Origin of the sequence: Chitinasiproducens palmae (assembly GCF_900095735.1) — a bacterium.
Classification (GTDB): domain Bacteria; phylum Pseudomonadota; class Gammaproteobacteria; order Burkholderiales; family Burkholderiaceae; genus Chitinasiproducens; species Chitinasiproducens palmae.
In genome coordinates, this window is record NZ_FNLO01000002.1 from 267,657 (window position 1) to 290,657 (window position 23,001).

Annotated in this window: 23 protein-coding genes; 14 read left to right on the top strand and 9 right to left on the bottom strand. The window is 65.3% G+C overall.

What is annotated here, in order from left to right; all coding sequences use genetic code 11:
* Nucleotides 1–3 precede the first annotated feature (3 nt).
* The gene (locus tag BLU54_RS04335; RefSeq protein WP_091905159.1) at nucleotides 4–1,008 is read left to right on the top strand and encodes a phosphotransferase enzyme family protein; all 1,005 of its coding nucleotides are present in this window, start codon (nucleotides 4–6) and stop codon (nucleotides 1,006–1,008) included.
* Between the two features lie 34 nt (nucleotides 1,009–1,042).
* Here the strand turns inward: BLU54_RS04335 and BLU54_RS04340 are convergent, their stop codons facing one another.
* Together BLU54_RS04340 and BLU54_RS04345 are read right to left on the bottom strand one after the other, a co-directional pair.
* Nucleotides 1,043–1,618 carry a polysaccharide deacetylase family protein gene (locus tag BLU54_RS04340; protein ID WP_091905161.1) on the bottom strand — a complete coding sequence of 192 codons (576 nt, stop codon included), beginning with the start codon at nucleotides 1,616–1,618 and terminating at the stop codon, nucleotides 1,043–1,045.
* Between the two features lie 936 nt (nucleotides 1,619–2,554).
* Nucleotides 2,555–3,265, bottom strand: a complete 711-nt coding sequence (locus BLU54_RS04345) for an SDR family NAD(P)-dependent oxidoreductase (RefSeq protein WP_091905163.1) — start codon at nucleotides 3,263–3,265, stop codon at nucleotides 2,555–2,557.
* A gap of 162 nt (nucleotides 3,266–3,427) precedes the next feature.
* Here BLU54_RS04345 and BLU54_RS04350 point away from each other — a divergent pair, with 162 nt between their 5' ends.
* Nucleotides 3,428–4,357: a LysR substrate-binding domain-containing protein gene (locus BLU54_RS04350; RefSeq protein WP_091905992.1), complete on the top strand. Its 930-nt coding sequence runs from the start codon at nucleotides 3,428–3,430 to the stop codon at nucleotides 4,355–4,357.
* A gap of 250 nt (nucleotides 4,358–4,607) precedes the next feature.
* Here the strand turns inward: BLU54_RS04350 and BLU54_RS04355 are convergent, their stop codons facing one another.
* Nucleotides 4,608–5,489: a LysR family transcriptional regulator gene (locus tag BLU54_RS04355; protein ID WP_091905165.1), complete on the bottom strand. Its 882-nt coding sequence runs from the start codon at nucleotides 5,487–5,489 to the stop codon at nucleotides 4,608–4,610.
* Nucleotides 5,490–5,614: 125 nt separating this feature from the next.
* On the opposite strand from BLU54_RS04355, the gene BLU54_RS04360 reads away from it, so the two are divergent.
* Nucleotides 5,615–6,103: a GlcG/HbpS family heme-binding protein gene (locus BLU54_RS04360; protein WP_091905167.1), complete on the top strand. Its 489-nt coding sequence runs from the start codon at nucleotides 5,615–5,617 to the stop codon at nucleotides 6,101–6,103.
* Between the two features lie 113 nt (nucleotides 6,104–6,216).
* On the opposite strand, the gene BLU54_RS04365 is transcribed toward BLU54_RS04360, so the two are convergent.
* Nucleotides 6,217–6,918, bottom strand: coding sequence for a DJ-1/PfpI family protein (locus BLU54_RS04365; protein ID WP_091905169.1), 702 nt, complete (start codon nucleotides 6,916–6,918; stop codon nucleotides 6,217–6,219).
* Nucleotides 6,919–7,166: 248 nt separating this feature from the next.
* On the opposite strand from BLU54_RS04365, the gene BLU54_RS04370 reads away from it, so the two are divergent.
* The 7 genes from BLU54_RS04370 (at nucleotide 7,167) to BLU54_RS23595 (ending at nucleotide 11,346) form a co-directional block, all read left to right on the top strand.
* On the top strand, nucleotides 7,167–8,135 hold the full coding sequence (locus BLU54_RS04370) for a GlxA family transcriptional regulator (RefSeq protein WP_268874503.1): 969 nt from the start codon (nucleotides 7,167–7,169) through the stop codon (nucleotides 8,133–8,135).
* Nucleotides 8,136–8,389: 254 nt separating this feature from the next.
* The gene (locus tag BLU54_RS04375) at nucleotides 8,390–9,136 is read left to right on the top strand and encodes a hypothetical protein (RefSeq protein WP_211435300.1); all 747 of its coding nucleotides are present in this window, start codon (nucleotides 8,390–8,392) and stop codon (nucleotides 9,134–9,136) included.
* 442 nt (nucleotides 9,137–9,578) lie between these two features.
* The gene (locus tag BLU54_RS04385) at nucleotides 9,579–10,121 is read left to right on the top strand and encodes a sigma-70 family RNA polymerase sigma factor (RefSeq protein WP_170845041.1); all 543 of its coding nucleotides are present in this window, start codon (nucleotides 9,579–9,581) and stop codon (nucleotides 10,119–10,121) included.
* Between the two features lie 66 nt (nucleotides 10,122–10,187).
* Complete coding sequence (locus BLU54_RS24505; protein ID WP_211435308.1) at nucleotides 10,188–10,409, top strand: FecR/PupR family sigma factor regulator; 222 nt, start codon at nucleotides 10,188–10,190, stop codon at nucleotides 10,407–10,409.
* Nucleotides 10,410–10,490: 81 nt separating this feature from the next.
* The gene (locus BLU54_RS04395; protein WP_091905182.1) at nucleotides 10,491–10,853 is read left to right on the top strand and encodes a type II toxin-antitoxin system RelE/ParE family toxin; all 363 of its coding nucleotides are present in this window, start codon (nucleotides 10,491–10,493) and stop codon (nucleotides 10,851–10,853) included.
* The gene (locus tag BLU54_RS04400) at nucleotides 10,850–11,173 is read left to right on the top strand and encodes a helix-turn-helix domain-containing protein (protein ID WP_456236524.1); all 324 of its coding nucleotides are present in this window, start codon (nucleotides 10,850–10,852) and stop codon (nucleotides 11,171–11,173) included. Before BLU54_RS04395 ends, BLU54_RS04400 begins: the two co-directional genes overlap by 4 nt.
* A 5-nt stretch (nucleotides 11,174–11,178) precedes the next feature.
* Nucleotides 11,179–11,346: a hypothetical protein gene (locus BLU54_RS23595; protein ID WP_170845015.1), complete on the top strand. Its 168-nt coding sequence runs from the start codon at nucleotides 11,179–11,181 to the stop codon at nucleotides 11,344–11,346.
* 261 nt (nucleotides 11,347–11,607) lie between these two features.
* Here BLU54_RS23595 and BLU54_RS04405 read toward each other — a convergent pair whose 3' ends face one another.
* Nucleotides 11,608–11,745 carry an integrase core domain-containing protein gene (locus BLU54_RS04405; protein WP_268874504.1) on the bottom strand — a complete coding sequence of 46 codons (138 nt, stop codon included), beginning with the start codon at nucleotides 11,743–11,745 and terminating at the stop codon, nucleotides 11,608–11,610.
* Nucleotides 11,746–12,747: 1,002 nt separating this feature from the next.
* Between BLU54_RS04405 and BLU54_RS04410 the strand changes: the two genes are divergently transcribed.
* Nucleotides 12,748–14,925: a FepA family TonB-dependent siderophore receptor gene (locus BLU54_RS04410; protein WP_268874491.1), complete on the top strand. Its 2,178-nt coding sequence runs from the start codon at nucleotides 12,748–12,750 to the stop codon at nucleotides 14,923–14,925.
* Nucleotides 14,926–15,283: 358 nt separating this feature from the next.
* Here the strand turns inward: BLU54_RS04410 and BLU54_RS04415 are convergent, their stop codons facing one another.
* From BLU54_RS04415 to BLU54_RS04430, 4 genes are read right to left on the bottom strand one after another with little or no spacing between them, the layout of a single operon-like run.
* A complete protein-coding gene (locus tag BLU54_RS04415) occupies nucleotides 15,284–16,525 on the bottom strand; it encodes a complex I 51 kDa subunit family protein (RefSeq protein ID WP_091905994.1) in 1,242 nt (413 codons plus the stop codon).
* 50 nt (nucleotides 16,526–16,575) lie between these two features.
* Complete coding sequence (locus BLU54_RS04420) at nucleotides 16,576–18,198, bottom strand: FAD-binding protein (protein ID WP_091905191.1); 1,623 nt, start codon at nucleotides 18,196–18,198, stop codon at nucleotides 16,576–16,578.
* Entirely contained in the window at nucleotides 18,195–18,911 is a 717-nt protein-coding gene (locus tag BLU54_RS04425; RefSeq protein ID WP_139169483.1) for a 2Fe-2S iron-sulfur cluster-binding protein, read from the bottom strand. Before BLU54_RS04425 ends, BLU54_RS04420 begins: the two co-directional genes overlap by 4 nt.
* Before the next feature lie 29 nt (nucleotides 18,912–18,940).
* A complete protein-coding gene (locus tag BLU54_RS04430) occupies nucleotides 18,941–20,446 on the bottom strand; it encodes a DASS family sodium-coupled anion symporter (protein WP_091905194.1) in 1,506 nt (501 codons plus the stop codon).
* 498 nt (nucleotides 20,447–20,944) lie between these two features.
* Between BLU54_RS04430 and BLU54_RS23600 the strand changes: the two genes are divergently transcribed.
* The 3 genes from BLU54_RS23600 to kdpA are packed head-to-tail and all read left to right on the top strand — an operon-like array spanning nucleotide 20,945 to nucleotide 22,991.
* Nucleotides 20,945–21,097 (top strand): hypothetical protein, encoded by a 153-nt coding sequence (locus BLU54_RS23600; protein WP_170845017.1) that lies wholly within the window; start codon nucleotides 20,945–20,947, stop codon nucleotides 21,095–21,097.
* Nucleotides 21,094–21,186: a potassium-transporting ATPase subunit F gene (locus tag BLU54_RS04435; protein ID WP_091905196.1), complete on the top strand. Its 93-nt coding sequence runs from the start codon at nucleotides 21,094–21,096 to the stop codon at nucleotides 21,184–21,186. Before BLU54_RS23600 ends, BLU54_RS04435 begins: the two co-directional genes overlap by 4 nt.
* Nucleotides 21,183–22,991 (top strand): potassium-transporting ATPase subunit KdpA, encoded by a 1,809-nt coding sequence (kdpA, locus tag BLU54_RS04440; protein ID WP_091905199.1) that lies wholly within the window; start codon nucleotides 21,183–21,185, stop codon nucleotides 22,989–22,991. The genes BLU54_RS04435 and kdpA overlap by 4 nt, the downstream gene beginning before the upstream one ends.
* Nucleotides 22,992–23,001 lie beyond the last annotated feature (10 nt).

Genomic DNA, 23,001 nt, shown 5'->3' on the forward strand with positions numbered 1-23,001 from the left:
GCGATGCTCCCGAATGATGTTGAAACGCTAGTCCCGCTGCTCGATCGGCACTGGGGGCTGCGTCCGGCCGGCATGCAGGTCCTCTCGTCGGGCCATACAAACAGAAGCTTCCTCGTTCGATGCGCGTCGGACACCGTCGTACTGCGCGTCTCGTGGCCCGGCAAGCCGATTGAACAGGCGCACCGCGAGGCGGCCATCCTGTCCGCGCTTGGCGCGGGCCCATTCCCGCATGCGCTGGCGAAGCGAAGGCCGACCCTGTCAGGGCAGCCGGAGACGCAAACGGGCGACGGCAGACGACTGCACGTTTTCGAACACATTGCCGGCCAGCCCGGCTTGCCGGAGGACCGCGACGCCGGCGTGCTTGATGCGATGCGCACCCTTGCGCGATTGCATGCGGCCATGGAGAGCATACCAGCGAACGCGGCGTCGCCTGTCGACTGGCTGCAGCGCCGCTTTTCGCGCGTGGCCGCGCGGCCGGCTCCCATGCTGGCGGCGACCCTGTCCGCCGCTTATGACACAGTCATCGACCGTATTCGTGCGGCGCTGGCCGACGCGACCGGGTGGATATGGGGCCCGGTACACTGGGTGCATGGCGACTACCACGCCGGCAATCTGCTCTATCGCGATGGCAGGGTAAATGGCGTCATCGACTTCGACGATGTCGGACAAGGCAGCCATTGGCTCGAAGCGGCGTTTGCAGCGTTTGCGCTGTCGCGCGACGCGAGCCGCGATGACGCCTTCGTTTTCGATAAACGGCGCTGGGACGCGGGCGCGCAGGCCTACGCGACGTTGCGCCACGGCACCGCGCCGCCGTGGCTACGTAACAGACGCGGCGCATTGTTGACCTTGTTCTGCGCGGAACAGACGCTGATCCATCTCGAGGCGGCGCAACACGAGTTGTGGACGCCCGGACCGGGCATCGGTTTCCTGGCGGGCTGGCGCCACCTGCTCGCCATCGCGCCAGGCCGCGACTCATGCACGAATAATGCGCGACTACCGCACGACTAACGCACGACTAATGCGCCAATGAGCCGCCCTCGCGTCAGCGGCTCTGGTTCAGGAACAGACGTACGGCTTCCACTGTATTTGGCCGCGCCTCCGCGTACCGGGAACCGTCATGCAGACAGAACATGGGGTCCCGTCCACGTTCCGCACAGACCTCAGCATGTCTGCGCATCGCTTCCGCCAATGCGCTCGGTGATGGCGGCGGCCGCCGCCAGTCGTCAAGCATGAACGTCCACCCGGTATGCTTGCGCCGCAAGCCGGCCAGCACATCGACACGCGGATCAGCTGGCGAAACACCATAAGGCAAGCGCAGCGGTAGTATGTCCGGCGCGACCACGCCGGCGTGCCGATAGGCGCGATGGATAAGCCGATCCGTCGTTGCGATCTCGTCGATCAGTGCTTGGTTCGATATGCCGCCGGCCCGCGCATGGCCGAAGGTGTGATTACCGAGACAGTGCCCTTCCCGAACGATCCGCACCGCCATGGCGAGCGATGTCGACAGGTGGCTGCCGAGCACGAAAAACGTCGCGCGTTGCGATGCCGCTCCCAACACGTCTAGCAAAGCCGGCGTCGACGGGCCCGGACCATCATCGAAAGTGAGGGTGATCGGCATGGTTTGGCAATCGTGCGGTAGGCTCTCCGGCGCGGCGGGCTGAGGCTGCGTGTCCATCTCAACGCGATTGTCGTCAACGCACCGGCTTTTGGCGTCGCCTGGTCCGTTTCGCGCGCAGCGCAATCCAAAGCATTGTCACATAGCCATACGGAATCGGGCGAGAAGTGCCTGTACGTCGCCCGGGCAGCGCGAAACGCACCCTTCACAACCTCTCGTCGACGGCCCGGCTGGATTCAGGACAGCACCGGCGACGGGCGCGCGCTACGTCACGTTGCAGCAGGGCGGTCCGCTCGCCGGTGCTGCAATTTCCGTGACACCGGCCGGACGGTTGCGGTCCATTGCGAGCGCGGTTGCGGCAAGCAGTCCGGATGCCGGTCCGATCGGACCGAACCGATCCATCACGCGCCCAACATCGACACTCGGTCTGCACGATTCTTTTCGCGGCCACCGCCGACATGCGACGCCAGCCATCGCACCGGTGGGCGACCAACGTTTGCGGCGCCCGGTCAGCACTGGCGAGCGTCCATTTCGTCGAGCCGGCCGGTGGCCGCGCCGGTCCGCATCGGACAACAGCCGTACCATATCTCGCGATTCGCGCCGTGTGATTCCCTCTTCCGCTGATCCGGCTGACGCCCGAGCACGCATACCGACGCTCCCGGGCTCCTGCGCCAATCCGGAACAGCATCCGTTGCGTCGTGATCTTCCGAACGACGACAGGGACGACACCGTTGCGCCAAAGATCGTTTCTGACGCCGGCGAACAGCACGGGACGGCCGGCACGCTGCGCTCGAGACAGCGCAGGCACCGCGAATCCTTGCTGCGCTGAAGCCGGAACGACACACAGCAGGCCGGTAGGACGCAAGTCATCACGCGTCCGAGCGCAGCCCCTGCCCGTGCAATCGACGAAGCGGGCCGCCACGCCGGGCAGCCCGTGTCTCACCAGGGAACGGTCCGGCCCAGATAATCCAGGTATTCGAGGCCCGGCCGACCTTGCTTGCCCAGCATGACATCGACCAGGCTAGGAATGCTGTCATCGATGGACAGGGGCGCGTCCTCTCCACCTAGTTCGGTTCTGACCCACCCCGGCGCCATCACCAGCATTGCAAGCGGCGTTTCTGCATGGCGCGCGGCGAAGCTGCGCATGAACTGGTTGAGCGCCGCCTTGCTGCCACGGTAGAGCTCGCGCTGCCCGCGCGTGTTGTTCGCGATGCTGCCTTGCCCCGATGACATCACGCCGATCAAGCCCGCGGGGCGTACGAGACCGACGAGTTTCTCGACCACCCGCATCGGGCTGAGCGCATTCGTGACCATCAGGTTCACGAAATCGTCCGTCGAGACGGCGCCAATCGCCTGCGTCGGGTCCGGGTTGGTCGTACCGGCGTTGACGAACAGTATCTCGAAACGCCTGTCCGACAGACGCTCGCGCAGCGACAGGAGCTCCTGCGGTCTGGTGATGTCCAGCGATTCGATTGCGACTCGAGCCGGATGCCGAGCCGCGAGATCGTGCAGGCCGGTGTGCGCATGCCCGCGGACGGTACCGACGACGTTCCACCCTTTAAGGACGAAACGCTCGGCGATGGCCAGGCCCAGGCCTCGCGAGGCGCCGATCAGCAGGATCGTGGGCGCTGCAGTTTGGATTGCGGACATGGGGTGTCTCGTGAGCCGTGCGATCGAGCCATTTTCCAACCGCGCGATGCCTTGCGCCAGACGCGCTGGCTGCAATCGAGCGTTGCATCGCGCGCCCTGGGTAGCGGCCGGGTTCTCGGCCGGTTCGCCCTGGATCGCACCGTTTGCCGTTATGCTGAAGACATGCCAAGCGTCGACCTCAATCTCCTACCCGCACTGGATGCACTGCTCGCCGAGCGCAGCGTGACCGGTGCGGCCCGCCGGACGGGCCTCAGCGTGTCGGCGATGAGCCGAACGCTGGCTCGCCTGCGTCGAAGCACCGGCGACCCGCTGTTGATACAGGCGGGGCGCGCGTTGGTGCTGACACCCTATGCGATGGAACTTGGCGAGCGCTTGCCGGCTCTGACCCGCGAGGCGCAGGCGGCGCTGGCACCGGCGCGACACGCCCTCGACCTGGCCCGGCTCGAACGGACCTTCACCATTCGTGCGGGCGAAGGCTTCATCGAACTGGTCTCCGCAATCCTGCTCAGGCGGCTCGCCCAGACCGCGCCGCGCGTGTGTCTGCGCTTCGCGCCCAAACCGGACTGGAATGTCGAGCCGCTGCGTCAAGGGGCGCTCGATCTCGAAATAGGCGTGCTCAACACGTCGGCTCCGGAATTGCGCGCCCGGGCACTGTTCCGGGACCGTTACGTCGGCGTGTGCCGCAGTGGTCACCCGTTGACCGCGTTGTCCCATATTGGCCCGGAACAATTTCTCGCGCATGGCCACGTTCTGGTCTCGCGATCCGGCGCCATTGAAAACGCTGCTGACGGCGCGCTGGCCGCGCTCGGCGGCGTGCGCCGAATCCAGATCATCGTGCCCGCGTACACGAACGCGCTCCAAATCGTACGGCAATCCGATCTGCTGGCCGTGGTCCCGCATTCCTGTGTGGACAACGGCTTCGTGCCCGGTTACGGCACACGGAACGGCGTGCAGTGGTTCGAACTGCCGCTGGCAGTCCCGGCATTCAACGTCTGCGCGATCTGGCATCCCCGGCTTGACCGCGATCCGGCGCAGCGCTGGCTGCGTGGCGAATTGCTTGCCCTCTGCCAGGAAACGCTGCCGCAAACGTGATGCGAGTCACCAGCAAGCGGAAACGAACAGGCGCGTGGCGCGCATGGGGCGAGAGAGACGCGTCGGCCCGGCTTGGTACGGCGGGCCGGGCGCTCGCCGTACCTGGCATCAGCGGTCGCGCTTCTCGGACGCGTCGATGCGGCGCGCTCCGTCCAGAACCTTCGCCGAGCTATCCGAGGCGGCAGTGGGCAGGAGCGGCTTGATCAGCCGGTGCGCCCTGCGCTCCCGGCCTTCGGCGCCCTCACCACTTTCACCGCCTGGGCGCGGACGCGACGACCTGATCGATCAGGTGACGCACGGTCTGGGATCGCTCGTGCTTTCGGTAAAGCGCCGCCACCTCCGAATGAATGATCGGACCGGCGAGCTCATTGAAGACCACGTCGGGCAGCTTGACCGATTTGATCAGAACGCTGGGGACGATCGCGACGCCGACGCCTAATGCAACCTGCGCCAACACCGCCACCAGGGTACCCGGCGTGGAGACGACGGCCGGCGTGAAGGCACCCCGCCGCGCCACCTCCTGCAAGCCCAGCACTTGTTCGGGAACAACGAACGACTCCTCGGCAAGCGCAGCGGGTCGGATCTTGCCGGCATGCATCGCCAGCGGGTGGTCGACGGACAACGCGACACAAAAGCGATCCCTTGCCACGATGTGACTCGCGAGCGACGGCGGATGGGCCACCGGGCTGCGGATGAACGCGACATCCACCCTTCCTTCCTCGATCAGGGTTGGCAGCTTTTCATTTGGGAATTCATTTGTGTTCACCATCACGTCCGGCCATTGCGTTCGGAATCGGCGGACTTGATCCTGGAGCGCGCCTGAAAACACGGCGGAGCCGACATACCCGATCTCGACGCGGCCGACCTGGCCGCGTCCGGCCCGCCTTCCGACGTGAACGGCGCGATCGAGCTGCTCCAGCGTGGCGCGCGCCTCGGCCAGGAAGGCCTCGCCGGCCGGCGTCAGCGCCACCGAACGCTTGGTCCGGTTGAACAGCCTCGCCTGCAGCGCGCGTTCCAGTTCCTGGATCTGCGCTGTCAGCGTTGGGGGCGATACGCCGATCCGCTCCGCAGACTGGCCAAAGTGGAGCGTTTCCGCCACCACAATGAATGAGCGTAGGTGACGCAGTTCCATGAGGACCAGAGAGTCATGCTTCGAAATTCGGTTTTTCCGAATTATCTCATCAGCTAGCTTTATTGAACCGAATTATCGCGACTGCTCTAATCGACGGTTTAGAAAGCCACTCCTGGAGTCCTGAAATGCCTCGCTTCCCACACGCCCTTGCCACGTTCACACTCGCAACTGCGCTCTGTGCCAGCGCGGCGTCGGCGGGTGCCGTCGAACTGCCCACCCAACCGGTACTGACGCTTGCCGCGGCACAGCGCGTCGCGGCGGCCGCGCAAGCGAAAGCCCAGGCCTCGGGATGGCCCTGCGTCATCGCCGTTGTCGATAGCGCCGGTTCGCCGATCGTGCTGCTGCGCATGGATGACGCGTCGGTCCCGGCGGGCGTCGAGCTTGCGCCCGGCAAAGCGCGCACTGCCGCCCTGTTCCGGCGCCCTAGCGGCGCTCTGGAGGACGCAATCAACGGGCCGCGCCCCGCCGCGATCACCGCACAGGGCTTCGTGCTGATGCGAGGCGGTGTGCCGATCGTGAATGACGGCCGAATCGTCGGGGCGATCGGTGTCTCCGCCGACACCCCGCAACACGACGAGGCGATCGCGGAAGCCGGCGCGGCCGCCCTCAAATAGGCATCCGCAGCGCAATGCCGTACACGGCGCGGCGGCGCCGTCCGGGCCGCCGCGCCGTGTGAACGCGCCGGCCGCACTGCGCCCCGCTCACGCGCGGACGCGAGGCCAGGCCCTTAGCTGCCGATCCCTAGCCGCGCGGCAACAGTACGGGCAGTTGCCTCGCGGCGGGCGGTGAGCTCCGCCGCTGCCGCGCGCGCTGCCGCCAGTACGGACGCGGGTGCGGTGGCCGGCGTGCCGCTGTCGAATGGCGGCTCCGGCGCGTAGGCCATGCCGAGTTGAATCGATTGCGCGACGGTATCGCCGAGCATATCCGCCGCCAGGCGCAATGCGCCGTCGATCCCGGCAGTGACGCCCGCCGCGAAGATCCATTTGCCGTCGACGACCACGCGCTGATCCACCGCCTCCGCACCAAAGCACGGCAGCAGGTGGAAGGAGTTCCAGTGGGTAGTGGCGCGGCGACCACGCAGCAGACCCGCTGCGCCAAGCACGAGCGCGCCGGTACAGACCGACAATACCCGCCGCGCCCCCGCCGACTGCTGCCGCAACCACTGAAGCACGACCTCGTCGTGCATCAGTGCCTCCTGTCCGGGTCCACCTGGCACATGGAGCACGTCCAGTCGAGGCGCATCATCCAGCGTCGCATCAGGGACGATGCGCAATCCGTGAACATCTCGAACCGGATCGGTCGAACGCGCGTAGATACGGTGCGTCGCGCCGGGCAGGCGCGACAGAACTTCGAACGGGCCTGTCAGGTCGATCTGGTCAATGCCATCGAATGCGAGCGATCCGATGACGAGCGGTGCGTTCTGTGACATGGGCATGGCTCCGGGTGGGTGTGCTCGACATCGACACTGTAGTGCGTTAGCGTGTGGCGATGCCGACACTCAAGCCACGGATTCCGCCACAAGTTCCGCCACAGCTTCCGGCACCGACCTTGCAGCCCGAGCCGCCACGGCAGCCGTCGCCAACGCATTCGGCCGAACGTACACCGCGCGCGCGTTCGGTCGCAAAGCCGCATGGGCGAAGCCGCACGTCGCGCCCAGCCGAAGCAGCGACAGCCGCCATCTGCAGGCGCGTCGAGTTGGTGGCCTTCCCGGACGTCCAGATGTTGGACATCGCCGGACCAGGCCAGGTATTCACCGCCGCTAACGAACTGGTCGCGGCGGCGCTCGGGCAAACGGCTTACGACGTGCAGGTCATTGCGCCGGGAGCGGCGCAGGTCGTCGCGACATCTGGCATTGCGTTCGCCGTCGCAGCGGCGGACACGACCGTCGGACCGCCAGATACGCTGATCGTCGCGGGCGGCCGCGGCGTCATGGAGGCCGCGCGGGACGAAACATTGCGCGACTGGGTGCGCACTCGGGCGAGCCGCGCGCGGCGCGTCGCTTCGGTCTGTACCGGTGCATTTCTGCTCGCTGCGACCGGGCTGCTTGATGGAAAACGGGCGGTCACGCACTGGCGCCACTGTGATGAGCTGGCGCGTCGCTTCCCTCTGGTCCGGGTAGAGACCGACCCGATCTTCGTGCGCGACGGTGCCATCTGGACTTCGGCCGGCGTCACCGCGGGCATTGATCTCGCGCTCGCGATGGTCGAGGAAGACCTCGGCCGCGCCATTGCGCTGGAGGTCGCCCGCAGCCTCGTGGTGTTCCTGAAACGTCCTGGCGGACAAGCGCAGTTCAGCGCATTGTTGGCGCTGCAAGCGGCGGACGAGCGCTTCGCGTCGTTGCACGACTGGCTGGCCGAGCACCTCGCGGAAGACCTGTCGCTGCCGCGTCTGGCTGACCGGGCTGGCATGAGCGAGCGCACGTTCCTGCGGCGTTATCGCGAGGCGACCGGCATGACACCGGCGAGCGCGGTGGAGCGCTTGCGTGTGGAAGCCTCGCGTCAAATGCTCGCCGAGACACGTCTGCCCATCAAGCGCATCGCGGCACGCTGCGGCTTCGGTTCGGAGGAAACGATGCGGCGCGCGTTCGCAAAGCTGCACGGCGTCAGTCCAAGCGACTACAGGGAGCGGTTCGGCACTGCAACGTGAGCAGATGATTCCGGTGCGGCAAAACCCGAGCGCTCGCCATCGATACCGAAATCGGCGCACCGATGGTCGCACTGTCGCGTCAGTATGCGTCTCACCAAGCTGGCGGGCGCGACACCTTGCAATCAGGAGCCGGCATCACAAGACGTCGGCATGGCAACCCGGCGGCGGCGATGAATCCATGACACGCTCGCGGCAGCCCTGACGGCGGTCCGTCGCATCCAGCTTGCAGGCGGACCGCAACGAACGATATCCACATGAGACGACAAAGGCACCGGCAACAGATGCGCAGCGGCACGACACGGTGGCTCACGCTGGCGATCGGCGGCATTGCCAGCGCAGCCTTTGTCGGCGGCGTTGCGGCTTACCTGCCGACAATCGCCGTGGTCGGGGCCGGCACAGCGATCGCGTCCGTCGCGACGTTTGCTGGTTCCACGCGGCGGCGATGGCTGGCCACCACCATCGCGTCGGCAGCGTTGGGCGCTGTGCTGTGGCTCGCATTCGGGACCACGCTTGGCTACTTCTGGTTGAATCGCTCGCGCCTCGACGCACTCGTCACCCAGATCGACGCGGTGCCGACCATCACGTCACTCCAGCTTGGCCACGATGAGGCGGTGGCGGCGCCCATCAACGACATCCAGCGGTTCGACAGCTACCGCTTCATCAATGAGCAATTGGTGACCCGCTATCGTCGGCGCGTCGCCCCGGACGCGCCGGATGCTCCCGACACGCCGCAGCCGACCGTATATGAGGACGACCTATTGCACCGGCTGCAAGTGCCGGTCGCGCGCTATCACGCGCTGCGCGCGACGCTCGATGCACTCTCACTGTCAGGCTTCGATCGCATCGGCAGAGGCGGGATTGCTCTGGACGAGCGGATGCCGGGCGGCACGCCGTGGGGCAACGCCTTCCTTTATTTGCCTACCGACGACACACCCGCCATCGAACGGACACTCGAGCAACGTCGCCTGGCACCGCATTGGTTTTACATCACGCGGGGCTGAATCGAGCGCGTCATGCCGATCGTTCGATCAAGCCGGCCTGGAAGCATCCGTGGCGAGTAAAGCCCTCACATGCATGCCGCAGCGCCTGACGATGGCGAAAGCCGCAATTTTCCGTGCACGCTTATCGGCTTCAGAAACGTTGACAGTTTCTCTTGTGCCTTTCCATTAAAGTCGAGCTTTGAGACTGCGGATCGCGCGGACCGCACCGTGAGTCGAATCGAGTCGATACCGTTGGCGCCAAGGCCCTTCGTTGCCCGCCCTCGCGTCTTTGTTGTCGAAAAATCCCGTCAGCGCAGAAGCGCGCGGCGGATGCCGCGGCTTGCGCCAGTTGTCAATGAAGTCCGCATCGACACAACGTCTCAACGTTGGCAGCGACATCTTCCAATGCTATAAACGGTAATGATTTGCATTACGAAAAAGGCTTGTCTTGGAAACTGCGACACTGCCGAGCACCGCATGCGGGACTGCATCAAGCAACGGTGCCCTGGACCATCTCTATCGCGCCCATCACGGCTGGCTGATCAACTTTCTGCGAAAGCGGCTCGGCAATACGTGCGACGCGGCCGACCTCGCGCACGATACCTATCTACGATTGCTGGCAACCGGACGCACCCCCGACACGGACAGTGCCCGCCCATATCTCGCGCATGTCGCCAAGTGCCTCGCCGTTGATCTACATCGTCGGCGCGAGATCGAATCCGCTTATCTCGATACGCTAGCCGCACTCGCGCCGCGACAGATTCCTTGCGAGGAAACCCGGGCGGCGATCATCGAGACCGTAGTGGCCATCGATCGCGCATTGCAGCAGCTTCCCGCCGGCACGCGAGCGGCCCTGCTGCTCAGCAGGCTCGACGGCCTGAGTTATCGCGATATCGCAGCGCGACTGGCGGTCTCCGTATCGTCTGTCGAAAAATACGTCGCCACCGCCCTGCGCGCCTGCTATGACGCGCGGTACGGTTCGACGCAGGCAACCCATGGCAGCTGACTCACCAACGCAATGCGACAGAAAGCCTCGATCGATCCGGACATTGTCGAACACGCGAGCCTCTGGATGGCGCGTCTCTGGTCGGACGACACGACGGACCGCGATCGCGCCGCGTGCCGTCGCTGGCGCGACGCACACGCCGACCACGAGCGTGCCTGGCGGCGGCTGCAGGGGCTGAGTGAGCAGCTGGCTCAGACGACGCCCGCCGTTCGGAGGAAATGGCGATATGACCGGCCTGCGAGCTTTCACGTCCCGCGGCGCCGCGCCGTTGGTGCGGCGGCATCCTGATACTGATCTCGCCAGCCCAACTGTCGCAACGCTGTCGCGACAATTCAGGCGGTTGCCATCTATATCCGAACGGATATAATTATGACAGAGAGAAGCAAGCCCCTGTACTGGGAAGGCTCATCGAAGAAGGACTTCAAGGCGTTCCCCGTCCCCGTGCAGAAGGACATGGGCGTGTCGTTATTCGTCGTCCAGTTGGGCGGCACGCCCGATTCGGCTAAGCCCTGGAAGGGGCTGGGTTCTGGGGTGTACGAACTGGTGGAAGACCATCGAGGCGACACTTTCCGTGCGGTTTACACAGTGAAGGTCGGGGACGCGGTGCATGTGCTGCATGCGTTCCAGAAGAAGTCCAAGTCCGGCATCGCCACGCCGCAGCCGGACGTGGAGTTGATCGAGAAACGGTTGAAGGCAGTGCTGGCCCGCTACGCGGCGAACAGGAGAACATGATGAGTCGCAAAGATACCCCTCAAGGGACCGACAACGTGCTGCTGGATCTCGGTTTCGACGATGCGGAAGAACTGTCCGCGAAGGCGGCGCTCGCACTCAAGCTCAACGCGCTAATCGACCAGCGCGACCTGAGCCAGACCGAAGCGGCCCACATCACGGGCATGACCCAGCCTAAGGTGTCTCAGGTTCGTCGCTACAAGCTCCGGAACATTTCGCTGGAGCGTTTGATGCAGGCGCTGGTGTCGCTGGATCAGCATGTGGAAATCGTAGTGCAGCCTGCGCGGCGCGAGTACGCGCCGGGCATCACTGTCGCTGTCTGACTTCCATGAAAAGCCCGATCATAGAATCCTTGTTGGACGATATGGCTGCGTTGCATGAAGCCAGCGCGAATGATCAGGAGACGATGCAGGAGTTCACCGCAATGCTGACGCTATCGAAGCCTTTTGATTCTCGTATCACTGATACGAGAATTCCGGAGCGGCAGTTCCCTTAATCGTAGACATCCCGGCGACCAGTAGCGGGCTCGCAAGCTGCCCGTCTGAATTTCCTAGACAGTGTCTCGGAAATTCGCCCGCGCCGAGCTGGCTTGTGGCTGGGCCAATTCGGCAGACAATGCCCGGCGAATTTTTCTTCTGCCGTGAAAATCGACTGTCGTGTCAGTGTCACGACAATTCCCGGCGTGATCTTCCCCTCTCCAAATGGTGCATCCCGGCGTTCCGCCGTCGGTGTATTGACCCAGCAGAACCTGCTCAGGTTATGCAGCTAAAGCGTATGCCTCGGCCGGAGGCTTCATGCCTAGCGCCTGATGCGGGCGCCGGCCGTTATAAAAGCGTATCCAGCCGCCGATCGCGCGGCTGGCATGTTGGATGGTCTCGAAGGGATGCCGGGTAATACCCCCGCTTGTAGCGCGAGTGGGAAGTAGAGTCTATGCTGCTGTCACGAGCCGCTGTTTCGGCGTCATGCTCAGCGCATCCCTGAAAGCACGACCACCGCAGGTGTCGTCCTCTCGCCGCGGGGCGCCGTGCTCGACATCGGCAGCCTCGGGTCGCGATTCGGAATGTCCCGGGCTGTTTCGCGGAACTTCGCGTCCGCCCACAGCCCTGGCGGGCCAGCACGCTGCGGTGGTCGACACCGGGGTGGCGTGAGTGTTAGATCGGTAGCCGCAACCGTGCTCAGCCTTGCATCGCGCCGCGGCGTTCCGGCCATGAATGACTGTGCATGTGCGCCGCCGCTGCCCCACTGGCCGTCTTCGCTCCCTGACTGTTTGCACTGCTCCGTTCTACTTACGAAGCTGTGGCGACCCGCGCTGACGACCCGCGCTGACGACCGGCGCTGACCACCGGCGCGTGAAGGTCGCGACTGCACATTCTGTCATTCGGTGCCACGCTGCGCCTGACTCGTACGAAAGGTTCAATCACATTTTCTTGGGCCGCGCATTGCGGGTTTTGCGCGCTCGTTCGGAATACACGGTGGAAGTCCCCGTATCCGAAGGAGTTGTGCCGTGAAGTTGAACCACTTGTTGTGCACTGAAGGCGTTGCTCGAACGAGCGACGCTGCAACCGCCTCGTCCCACGCGCGCTGTCGGGAAGCGAGGACAAGCGCGGCACGTCCGAAGCTGCCGCCGATCCGCTCGACCAGGCTCGCCTGTGCGTTGTTCATCGGGTCCCTCGCCTTGCTTCCGCCCGGGGCATACGCTCAAGGCGTGGGCGAAGCGAGCGCCACGCCTACACAGACGCAAACCTACCAAATTCCCGGCGGGCGATTGGACCGCGTCCTGGCACGCTTCGCGGCCGCTGCAGGCCTGGCCTTGCACGTTCCGCCGAGCCTTGTCGGTGACCGCCAAAGCCCCGGCTTATCGGGAGACTATACCGTTCAAGACGGGCTGGAGCGGCTGGTGCGGGATCAAGGTCTGCGCGCCAGGCATAACGCTGACGGCTCCTTCACGATCGAACAAACATCCGTCGTGGACGAAGGCAGCCTTGCCGAGGTTCGCGTGCTGGGAACCGCCGAAACCGAACTCAAGCAGTCGCTTGGCGCGTCCCTGATTACACGCCAGGACATCGAAGACCGCCCCCCTGCGAACGACCTCGCCGAACTGATCCGCACGATGCCGGGGGTCAACCTGACCGGCGCCGGCTCGTCCGGCGCCTACGGCAACCAGCGACAGATCGATCTGCGCGGCATGGGGCCTGAAAACACCCTGGTGCTGGTGGATGGCAAACCGGTCAATTCACGCGATTCGCAAATGATGCGACGCAGCGGTGAGCGCGACACGCACGGCGACACCAACTGGGTGCCAGCCGACGCGGTCGATCATATCGAGGTCATCCGCGGCCCTGCAGCCGCGCGGTATGGGTCAGGCGCGGCGGGTGGCGTGATCAATATCGTCACGAAGAAGACCACGGATCGTCTTTCCGGCTCGCTTACCAGCTACTACAGCGTGCCGGAAGACAGTGCCGAGGGTGGCACGCAGCGCCTCGGCGTCAATCTCGCCGGGCCGATCGGCGACAAGCTGTCATTCCGGGTCTATGGCAACGTTGCAAAGACCGACGCCGACTCCCCGGACATCAATGCCGCGCACGCGCTGGGCCGAGGCGCAGCTGGCCGCGAAGGCATGCGCAACAAGGACATCAACGGACTGTTGCGTTGGCAGCTCACGCCCGATCAGACGCTGGAGTTCGACGCCGGCTTCGGTCGTCAAGGCAACATCTATACGGGAGAATATCCGGTGGGGCCAGGCTCCAACGGTGAAGCGCTCGCTGACATGCCGCAACAGGGCGCCGAGGTACGCCGGACCTATCGGCGGACCGCCTCCCTGACGCACACCGGTGACTGGGGCGCGCTGGGCGATTCGAGACTGTCGTTCCAATACGAAGGCACCACCAACGCCGACTGCAAGAAGGGCATGGCAGGCGGCGTCGAAGGTGCATGCCAGATGCCGATGGCAACGGTGGCGTCACAGCTGCGGAGCTACTTCGTCAATGGAGAACTGCACACGCCGATACGTCTGGGCGGCATCAGCCAGGTACTCACCAGCGGTTTTGAATACCGCTACCAGCACCTCGACGATCCGAACCTCGTCGCGCAGCCACAGCCCGATGGCAGCCGTGCCGTCGAAACCAGCACCAGCTCGGCCGACGCGGCGCTCTATCTGGAAAATAACATCGAACTCACGCGTCGGCTGATTTTGACACCCGGCCTTCGTTTCGATCACCTAAACAGATTCGGCAACAATTTCAGCCCCAGCCTTAACGCCACCTACGATATTTCACCGCAGTTCACGCTGCGTGCGGGCATCGCGCGCGCGTTCAAGGCGCCCAACCTGTACCAGAGCGATCCCTACTATTGGTATGTGACGCGCGGCAACGGCTGCCCGGTCGGCGTCTCCGGCCCTTGCTACATCCAGGGCAATCCGAATCTCCGACCCGAGATCAGCGTGAACAAGGAAATCGGCATTGCCTGGAACAATTTCAGTGGCTGGGATGCGAGCCTTACGTACTTCCGAAACGATTACCAGAACAAGATCGCCGCTGACATGTACGACCAGACCGCGTCGAATCAAAGCCAGTACCGGCTGTTCAAATGGAACAACAGCGGTCCCGCCTTGATCCACGGACTGGAGGGGAACTTCGACGTGCCGCTTCTGGGCGACAAAGGAAAGACGCTCAAATGGACCAACAACGTGACCTGGATGTTCAGCAACAACAACAAGAACACCAATCAGCCACTCAGCATCATTCCGAAATACACGCTGAACAGCGCGATCGAATGGCGACCGATTCAGCAACTGACGCTGCTGGCGACCGCTACGCTGTACGGACGCCAGCACTCCCGCACGCTGACCTCGAAGGGCGAGGCGGCCAGCGGAGCCGCACTGCAGTCGATCGGCTCATATGCGATTTTTGGCGTGCGTGCGAGCTACGCATTCCGCAAGAACTATCGGTTGGGCATCGGCGTCGGCAACCTTTTCAACCGGGTGCTGTATAGACAGTCGAACAGCAGCAGCGCCGGCGCGTACACCTACAATGAGCCCGGCCGTTTCTTCTATGTGACGCTGTCGGCGGGATTCTGAACGGCGCGCTCCGCCGGCCGGCAGCGCCGACGGAGCGCTGAGCAAGCGGTCGGCAATCACCACAAGCTGCCCCTCAAGCGGCCACCTCAAGCGGCCACCTCAAGCAGCCACCTCAAGCAGCCACCTCAAGCAGCCACCTCAAGCAGCCACCTCGAGCAGCCACCTCAAGCCAACACCCTCAGCAACCACCTCGGGCAATCGAGATAGGCGACCACGACAGGCCGCCGGCGCCGGATCGCTGTCGGATCGCGCACCGGTGGTCCGACCGGCTATCCGAGGGCGGGCCTGGCTGTACCGCCTGCACCGACGCAAGCCGGCAATCGGCAACCGGTAAGCAAGAGGCCACGCGCGGGCCCGCTCAGCGGTTCAACGCACGCTCATACTCGTGACGGAAAGTGCTGAGCGAACTCGCCAGCACGGTCGCCGCGCCGTCGACAAGGCCGCAACGCCCGGAGCCGGGCAACAGTCGTGCAAGGTTTTCAAGTGCTTTCAAGTCGCTCTGCCGGCCGGCGCCGCCATCGATGCGGTCGAGAATGCGCGAGACCTGATGCGTGCCGATCTTGCACGACGAGCATTGCCCGCAGGAATTGTCGGCGAAGAATGCAACATACTCGGCCGTCTTGCGCAGCACGCTCGTGCCCTCACCCACCACGATCATTGCGCCCGTGCCGAGACGCGAGCCACGTTCGCGCACGCTGTCGAAGTCGAGCGCGACGTCCAGATCAGCGGCGGTCAACAGCGTGTTCGATGGCCCCCCGGTGAACACCGCCTTGAACGGGCGGCTACCCAGCATGCCGCCCCCATGGATGAAGATCAGCTCGCGCAACGTGACGCCCATCGGCAGCTCGTGCAAGCCAGGGCGCATGACGTCGCCTGACAGGGAATAGAGCTTGGTGCCCGCGGCCGCGCCACGGCCCAGCGTGCGATACCACGCCGCGCCGTGCCGAAGGATGTGCGGCACATGCGCGAACGTCTCGGTATTGTTGATCAGCGTCGGCGCACCGTGCACGCCCGCCTCGGCCGGAAACGGCGGCTTGAGCGACGGAAACGGAAAACCGCCCATCACGCTGGCGACCGCGGCCGTCTCCTCGCCGCCGACATACAAGCCCGAACCTGGTATCACATGCAGTTCCACGGGCGTGCCAACGGCTTCGGCCACCTGCGCGAGCAGCGGATGACCGGACCACGCCTGCACGGCCTCGCTGACCGACGTCACCGCCTCGGGCTGTCCTGGATTCACATAGAGAACGACGTGATTCGCCGCCACGGCCAGTGCCCCGATCAGCGCACCCTCGATCACCTGATGCGGCGTGCGGCTCAGCAGGTATCGGTCCTTGAAGGTGCCTGGCTCGTCCTCGTTGCCGTTGCAGATCAGCCACTTGCCTTGCCCGGCCAGCGGCGCAAGCGCCGCCACCGCATGCCACTTCAGATGAGTCGGAAAGCCGGCACCGCCGAGCCCCCGCAGGCCGGCATCCCGCAAGACCTCGATGATGCGATCGGGCGCCTGCAGCGCGCGTTGCAGACCGAGACCACCGCCGGCTTGCAGCCAGGCCGGTAATTCGGGACCGGCCTGGGCAGCCGCGCTGGTGAGCACGCGCATCGGCGCATCGGTGGCGTCGGTGGCGTCGAGCGAAGACGGAAGCGTCCGGTTCATGCGGCACGCTCCCGGTCGCTGACGATATCGAAATTGCCGTAGGCGGGAAAGATCATCGGCGCCTTGCGCGCAACGGGCAAGCCCGCCGCGATCAACGCACGTCGCCAGTCGGCGAGATGCGTCAGGCCGACCATGCGCGGCGCACACCCGCGTGCGTGCGCCGCGGCCGTGGCGCCTGCGCGGCGGCCGAATACGACGAGTTCGAGCAACGCATTGCCCATCATGCGATTCCGTCCATGAATGCCGCCGGCCACCTCGCCGGCGCACAGTAGACCTGGCACCGGCGTGCGCCCGTCGACATCCATGACCACCCCACCGTTTTGATAATGCAGCGTGGGGCGTACCAAGAACGGTACCACCGCCGGATCGAAACCGGCCCGATGGGCCAGATGGCGCAGCGTCACCAGCCCGCTCTGCAGCACGCCTGGTCGGCTTTGTTCAAGTGTCGGTGTATCGAGAAAGACCCCGGCCTGGCCATCCCGCTCGACGCCGCGCCCCTCGCGGATTTCGCGAAGAATGGCAGCAGCGACGATGTCGCGCGGCTGCAGTTCGTCCACGAAGCGTTCACCCCGGCCATTCACCAGGAAAGCGCCCGACGAACGGGCCGCTTCGCTGACCAGTGCGCCTTCCATGTGCGCAGGCCACGCGATGCCGGTGGGATGGAACTGGAAACTGTCGATCTCGCGCAGCGGCGCGCCCAGCCGATAGGCCAGCACCAGCCCGTCGGCCGTGGCGCCGTAGTGGTTCGAAGTCGGGAACCCGCCCAGATGCAGGCGCCCCGCACCGCCGGTGGCCATCACGGTCGCGCCGGCGCGAGCGAGCACGGATCGGCCGCGTGCCAGATCGTGCAGCACCGCGCCCGCGCATCGCCCGCGACCATCGCTCAGCAGCTCCAGCGCGGGATGCCGATCCAGCACGGTGATCCCGGGCTGCAGCAGCACCGCCTCCCGCAATGCGCGCATCAACTCCAGACCCGTGAAATCACGATACGAGAGCAGGCGCGCCGCCGTCGCGCCGCCCGGCTTCTTGCGCAGCAGCGTGCCCCCCATGCGTTGACCGTCGCCAGCCAGATCGAAACTCATGCCCTCCTGGATCAACCACCGGATGGCGTCTGGCCCGTCGGAGACCAGCGCGGCGACCAGCGACTTGTCGCCAACGAAATGGCCGCTTCGAAGCGTATCCTCGAAATGCCGCTGCAGGCTGTCGTCGGCGCCGACGGCAGCCTGAATGCCGCCCTCGGCCATCACCGTGTTGCTGTCGCCCAGGCGCAGCTTGGTTGCCAGCAGCACACGCGCGCCGGCGCGCGCCGCGGTCAACGCAGCGACGCATCCCGCCCCGCCCCCGCCGATGATCAGGACGTCGGCATCTTGAACCGGCGCGCCGGCAATGTCGACATCCTCAAGCAATGAGTCGGCTTCGAGCAACGCCGCCAGGCTAGCCGGGCACTGCTGTCCGGCACTGGCGCCGACACGCAGCGAGACCATGGCGCCTGGCTGGCGGTCCGGGTGAAAGTCGGCAAGCAGTGCCTGCGCCGGCAGGTTCAGCGGACGCGCGGTCGCCGGCGTGGCCGCGTGCCAGGCGCGCAGTGCCTGCTGATATGGAATGCCCGGCGTTGTCATCGGGCGCCTCCGCGCGTGTCGGCGACTGCGCCGTCGGCTCCGGCAGCAGACACCGGCGGATTTGCGCCTGCCGCGTCGAAATCGATGACTTGCGTGCCCGCCGCGATCTCATGCAGGCGCGTCACCAGGTCCGACGGCCGCAGCGTCGACGCCGCAGTCATCCGCCGCACGAACTGCCCGAGATGGGCCGGATCGATATGCTCCGGGCAAGCGGCCACGCAAAGATTGCACAGCACGCAATGATCGAAGAGCGCCGCCGCCGCGTCCGCCTGACCGCCCGCGGCAAGGTTGACCATGCGCTGCACCTCGATGCCCTTCGGGCACGCGCGGTCGCATCCGCTGCAGTGGCGGCAATGCTTGGCTTCGGGGAACACCGCGTCGATCTGCTCGATGGCCGTCCAGCTGTCGGTCAGCGCATGCAGGTCATACGCGTGCGGGCGACGGGCCGGGAAATGGTCGACGAATGCCACCTGCATGCCTGCCTCGGCTGTCGTCTCGCAGGCCAGTGCCGTGCCCGCCAGACGCTCGCCGACGCGCCGCACCAGCACTCGGCACGCGCCGCACACGCCCTGCCCCATGCAGCCGACGTTCTCGGTCAGCGGCAGTCCGGCGCCCAGCCACGCCTGCAACAGCGAGACGCCGGGCTTCGTCCGCACGGCATGCCCGTCGAAGGTGAAGCCGATCTCGTCGGACCGCGTGTGCTCATCGATCATGGCAACGACTCCTGTAGACCCGGCAGGACTCACCAGTACCCCAGCACCTTCCACCACATGACGCCGAGCGTTGCATAAATCGCCAGCTCGATGACACACATGATGAAGCCCACCCGCCACCAGGTCCCCAACGGCACGTAGCCGCTGCCGAAGATGATCGGCGACGTGCCGGTGGCGTAATGCGTCAGCGTCATCATGATGGTGGAGCCCGCCGCCATCATCAGCAGGAAGGGCATCAGATACTCGGGCGGTACCAGCGCGACACCGACGGTCAGGAAGGCCAGCAACATCGCGCTGATGTGCGCGGTCGTGCTCGCGAAGAAATAATGCGAGAACACGAAGAGCAGGACCAGCAGCGCGGCGGCCCACTGCCAGCTCATGCCAGCGGACGCGATGCCGCTCTGCAGCATGTCGGAGAACCACTTGATCACGCCGGTCTTGTTCAATTGTTCGGCCATCATGACCAGCGCGCCGAACCAGATCAAGGTATCCCATGCGCTCTTCTCGGACAACACGTCGTCCCAGTCGATCGTGCCGGTGATGATCAGAATGAACAGGCCGAGGAACGCGACGACGGTCGGATCGAGCGTCAAGGCTGGACCGAACAGCATCGCCGGCACATTGGCCCACAGCAGCAGCAGGATCGCGAAGGTGCCGATCATGACCTTCTCGCTGCCGGACACCGGGCCCATCGCCTTCAACTCGGCGCGGGCATAGTCGATCGCGCCGGGCGTGGCCTTCACTTCGGGCGGCGCCAGCACGGCAAGCAGCAGTGGCATCAGCAGCAGACAGGCCAGTCCTGGCAGCAGCATGCAGAGCGCCCAGGTGGTCCACGAAAGATGGAAGCTCTGCTTCGTGACGCGCGCCACGTAGTCGACGACCAGCGGGTTGGGCGCCGTCGCGGTGATGAACATGCCCGACGTGATCGTGTTCGCATGCATGTTGACGAGCGACAGGTAGGTGCCCATCTTGCGTTCGGTGCCCTGCGCCGGATCGGAACCGAAGGCGCTGGCGATCGAGCGCATGATCGGATGTACGATGCCGCCGCCGCGCGCCGTATTGCTCGGTGTGAACGGCGCGAGCACGAGTTCGCAGACGGTCAAGCCATAGCCGATGCCGATCGTCTTGCGGCCCAGCAACGAGATGAAGAGCAAGCCGATGCGCTTGCCGAGTCCCGTTTTCTTCAGCCCGCGCGAGACCAGCACCGCGACCACGATCAGCCAGATCAGCGGATTGGCGAGACTTGACAGTGCATCGGCGATCGCCGCCTTGGACGACGTGGCGGTGACCTGGGAAAGCGCCACGATGGTCATCGCCATCATCGCCATCACGCCGATCGGCATCACCTTCAGGATGATCGCCACGATCGTGGTCAGGAAGATCGCCAGCAACGCCCACGCCTTGGGGGTCAGGCCAGCCGGCACGGGCAGCAGCAGCATGACCAGCAGGAACACCGTGGTGACCGCCGCCGGCAGCAGCCGGAACGGCACGTGGTCCTGGAAGTATTTGAAGATGGCGTTGAGCCGTCCGATCATCGCAGTTTCCGTTGATGTGAGTCAGGCAGGCGGGTTGCCGGTGCTGCGTCGCCGTGGCCGGCGCGTGCCGGCCGGTGCGGACAAGTCTGGGCGACAGCGATGCCGCGCCGCGCGGCCACAGCGGCCGACACCCGCGTTTTCCTGAAAAGAATAAGGCGAAGCTTACTGCGTCTTCGCTGGCAAGCCCGTGACAAAGCGCAAACTCATGCGCTTTCGTGGCGCGGCCAAAGCGCGCGCATCGGTGCGCAAAGCCGCCTTTGCTGCCGTCGACGGCGCGTCGCGACCTGGACCGGCAACTGAGCGTGACGGCCGGCCGACGCCGCCGTACCCGTCGGTACCCGTCGGTATCCGTCGGTATCTGTCAGTACCCGTCGGTACCCGTCGATACCCGCCAGCCGATCGCCTACCTGCCGACCGGCCCCCGCCACCAGTATTTACGCGATTTTTACGCGCGCTCCCCTAAGCTCGGCGCCATCACCGATCGACACAGGAGCTTCCATGGACGTGGTGTACGTCGCAGGCATTGTTGCCTGCACAGGTCTCATCGCCGCACTGATTCGACTGTGCGTGCGCCTGAGCCGAATCCGGCAGGTCGGCGTCGCCGCGGCGCCCGTCACACCACGCGTGACGGCCGAGACGAGGCGCCCATGAACTGGATGCTATGGCTGGCGGGCGGTACGACCGCGCTGATCCTGGCGTACCTGATCTATGCCCTCCTGAACGCGGAGCACCTCGAATGACTCTCCAATCTGCGCTGCAGGCCGCGCTTTTCGTCGCGGCGCTGCTGCTTCTCGCCGTGCCGCTGTCGCGTTACATCGCCAGGGTGATGGACGGCAACGCACGGGTGGTGCGCTGGTGCCGATGGCCCGAATGCAGCCTGTACCGCCTGGCCGGCGTCGATGCGAACCGGGAAATGGGCTGGCGGCAGTACGCCGTTGCAATCCTCGCCTTCAATGCGCTCGGCACGCTGTTCCTCTATGCGCTGATTCGGCTGCAGGGTTGGCTGCCCGGCAACCCGCAGGGCCTGCGCGCGCCGAGCGCCGATACGGCCTTCAATACTGCCATCAGCTTCGTCGCGAACACGAACTGGCAGGACTATGCGGGCGAGCAAACGATGAGCTATCTGACACAGATGCTCGGGTTCGGCGTGCAGAACTTCCTGTCCGCGGCCACCGGCATCGCGGTCGTGATGGCGCTGAGCCGCGGCTTTGCCCGACGCAGCGCGGCGACCATCGGCAATGCCTGGGTCGATCTCACGCGCGCCACCGCCTATGTCCTGGCGCCGTTGGCGGTGGTACTGGCGGTCGGCTTCGTCAGCCAGGGCACGATCCAGAACTTCAAGCCGTATCAGACCGTGGCGACGCTACAGACGACGCGCTACGACGCGCCGAAGATGGATGCCGCAGGCCAGCCGTTGAACGACGCGGCGGGCCAGCCGCTGACCGTCGCCACATCGCTCACCGAGCAGACCATCGCAATGGGCCCGGTGGCCTCGCAGGAAGCGATCAAGATGCTGGGCACCAACGGCGGTGGCTTCTTCAACGCCAATTCGGCGCATCCGTTCGAGAATCCGACGCCGCTCAGCAACATGCTGCAAATGCTGGCGATGCTCGTGATCCCCGCCGCGCTCTGCCTGGTGTTCGGGCGTGTGATCGCCGATCGCCGCCAGGGCCGCGCGATCCTCGCCGCGATGACCCTGGCTTTCGTGGTGGCGGTCGCCGGCGAGATCGCGGCCGAACAAGCCGGCAACCCCGCGCTCGCCGCCCTGCACGTCGATCAGTCGGCCACCCCGCTGCAAGCCGGCGGCAACATGGAAGGTAAGGAGACGCGCTTCGGCATTGCGCAGTCGGGGTTGTTCTCGGTGGCGACCACGGCCGCGTCCTGCGGTGCGGTCAACGCGATGCACGATTCACTCACGCCGCTCGGCGGCCTCGTGCCGATGCTCCTGATGCAACTGGGCGAAGTGATCTTCGGCGGCGTCGGCTCGGGGTTGTACGGCATGTTGGTCTTCGCAATACTCGCCGTGTTCGTTGCCGGACTGATGATCGGGCGCACCCCGGAATATCTCGGCAAGAAGATCGAGTCGTTCGAAATGAAGATGGTCGCGTTGGTCGTGCTGATCACGCCCCTGCTCGTGCTGGTCGGCACCTCGTTGGCCAGTCTCGCCGCCGCCGGCCGCGCCGGCGTGCTGAACCCCGGGCCACACGGCTTCTCGGAAATCCTCTACGCATTCAGTTCAGCTGCGAACAACAACGGCAGTGCATTTGCCGGCCTGACGGTCAGCTCGTCGTTCTACAACATCCTGCTCGGCATCGCAATGTGGTTCGGGCGTTTCGCGACCATCGTGCCGGTGCTGGCGATCGCCGGCTCGCTGGCGGCGAAGAAGCGCATTGCCGCGCACGCCGGCACGCTGCCCACGCACGGACCGCTCTTCGTGGTCCTGCTGCTTGGCACCGTGTTGCTGGTCGGCGCCCTCACCTACGTACCGGCGCTCGCGCTCGGCCCCGTCGTCGAACATCTTTCGGCAGCGTTCCGGAGCCATTGAGTCATGGGAA

Excerpts from the sequence above, each read along its gene's own strand:
- BLU54_RS04435 (WP_091905196.1), top strand. The coding sequence starts at position 21,094 with ATGAACTGGATGCTATGGCTGGCGGGCGGTACGACCGCGCTGATCCTG.
- BLU54_RS04420 (WP_091905191.1), bottom strand. The coding sequence starts at position 18,198 with ATGACAACGCCGGGCATTCCATATCAGCAGGCACTGCGCGCCTGGCAC.
- BLU54_RS04355 (WP_091905165.1), bottom strand. The coding sequence starts at position 5,489 with ATGGAACTGCGTCACCTACGCTCATTCATTGTGGTGGCGGAAACGCTC.
- BLU54_RS04345 (WP_091905163.1), bottom strand. The coding sequence starts at position 3,265 with ATGTCCGCAATCCAAACTGCAGCGCCCACGATCCTGCTGATCGGCGCC.
- BLU54_RS24505 (WP_211435308.1), top strand. The coding sequence starts at position 10,188 with ATGGCGCGTCTCTGGTCGGACGACACGACGGACCGCGATCGCGCCGCG.
- BLU54_RS04365 (WP_091905169.1), bottom strand. The coding sequence starts at position 6,918 with ATGTCACAGAACGCACCGCTCGTCATCGGATCGCTCGCATTCGATGGC.
- BLU54_RS04430 (WP_091905194.1), bottom strand. The coding sequence starts at position 20,446 with ATGATCGGACGGCTCAACGCCATCTTCAAATACTTCCAGGACCACGTG.
- BLU54_RS04350 (WP_091905992.1), top strand. The coding sequence starts at position 3,428 with ATGCCAAGCGTCGACCTCAATCTCCTACCCGCACTGGATGCACTGCTC.
- BLU54_RS04375 (WP_211435300.1), top strand. The coding sequence starts at position 8,390 with ATGAGACGACAAAGGCACCGGCAACAGATGCGCAGCGGCACGACACGG.
- BLU54_RS04425 (WP_139169483.1), bottom strand. The coding sequence starts at position 18,911 with ATGATCGATGAGCACACGCGGTCCGACGAGATCGGCTTCACCTTCGAC.
- BLU54_RS23595 (WP_170845015.1), top strand. The coding sequence starts at position 11,179 with ATGAAAAGCCCGATCATAGAATCCTTGTTGGACGATATGGCTGCGTTG.
- BLU54_RS04335 (WP_091905159.1), top strand. The coding sequence starts at position 4 with ATGCTCCCGAATGATGTTGAAACGCTAGTCCCGCTGCTCGATCGGCAC.
- BLU54_RS04360 (WP_091905167.1), top strand. The coding sequence starts at position 5,615 with ATGCCTCGCTTCCCACACGCCCTTGCCACGTTCACACTCGCAACTGCG.
- BLU54_RS23600 (WP_170845017.1), top strand. The coding sequence starts at position 20,945 with ATGGACGTGGTGTACGTCGCAGGCATTGTTGCCTGCACAGGTCTCATC.
- BLU54_RS04395 (WP_091905182.1), top strand. The coding sequence starts at position 10,491 with ATGACAGAGAGAAGCAAGCCCCTGTACTGGGAAGGCTCATCGAAGAAG.
- BLU54_RS04400 (WP_456236524.1), top strand. The coding sequence starts at position 10,850 with ATGATGAGTCGCAAAGATACCCCTCAAGGGACCGACAACGTGCTGCTG.
- kdpA (WP_091905199.1), top strand. The coding sequence starts at position 21,183 with ATGACTCTCCAATCTGCGCTGCAGGCCGCGCTTTTCGTCGCGGCGCTG.
- BLU54_RS04340 (WP_091905161.1), bottom strand. The coding sequence starts at position 1,618 with ATGCCGATCACCCTCACTTTCGATGATGGTCCGGGCCCGTCGACGCCG.
- BLU54_RS04415 (WP_091905994.1), bottom strand. The coding sequence starts at position 16,525 with ATGCGCGTGCTCACCAGCGCGGCTGCCCAGGCCGGTCCCGAATTACCG.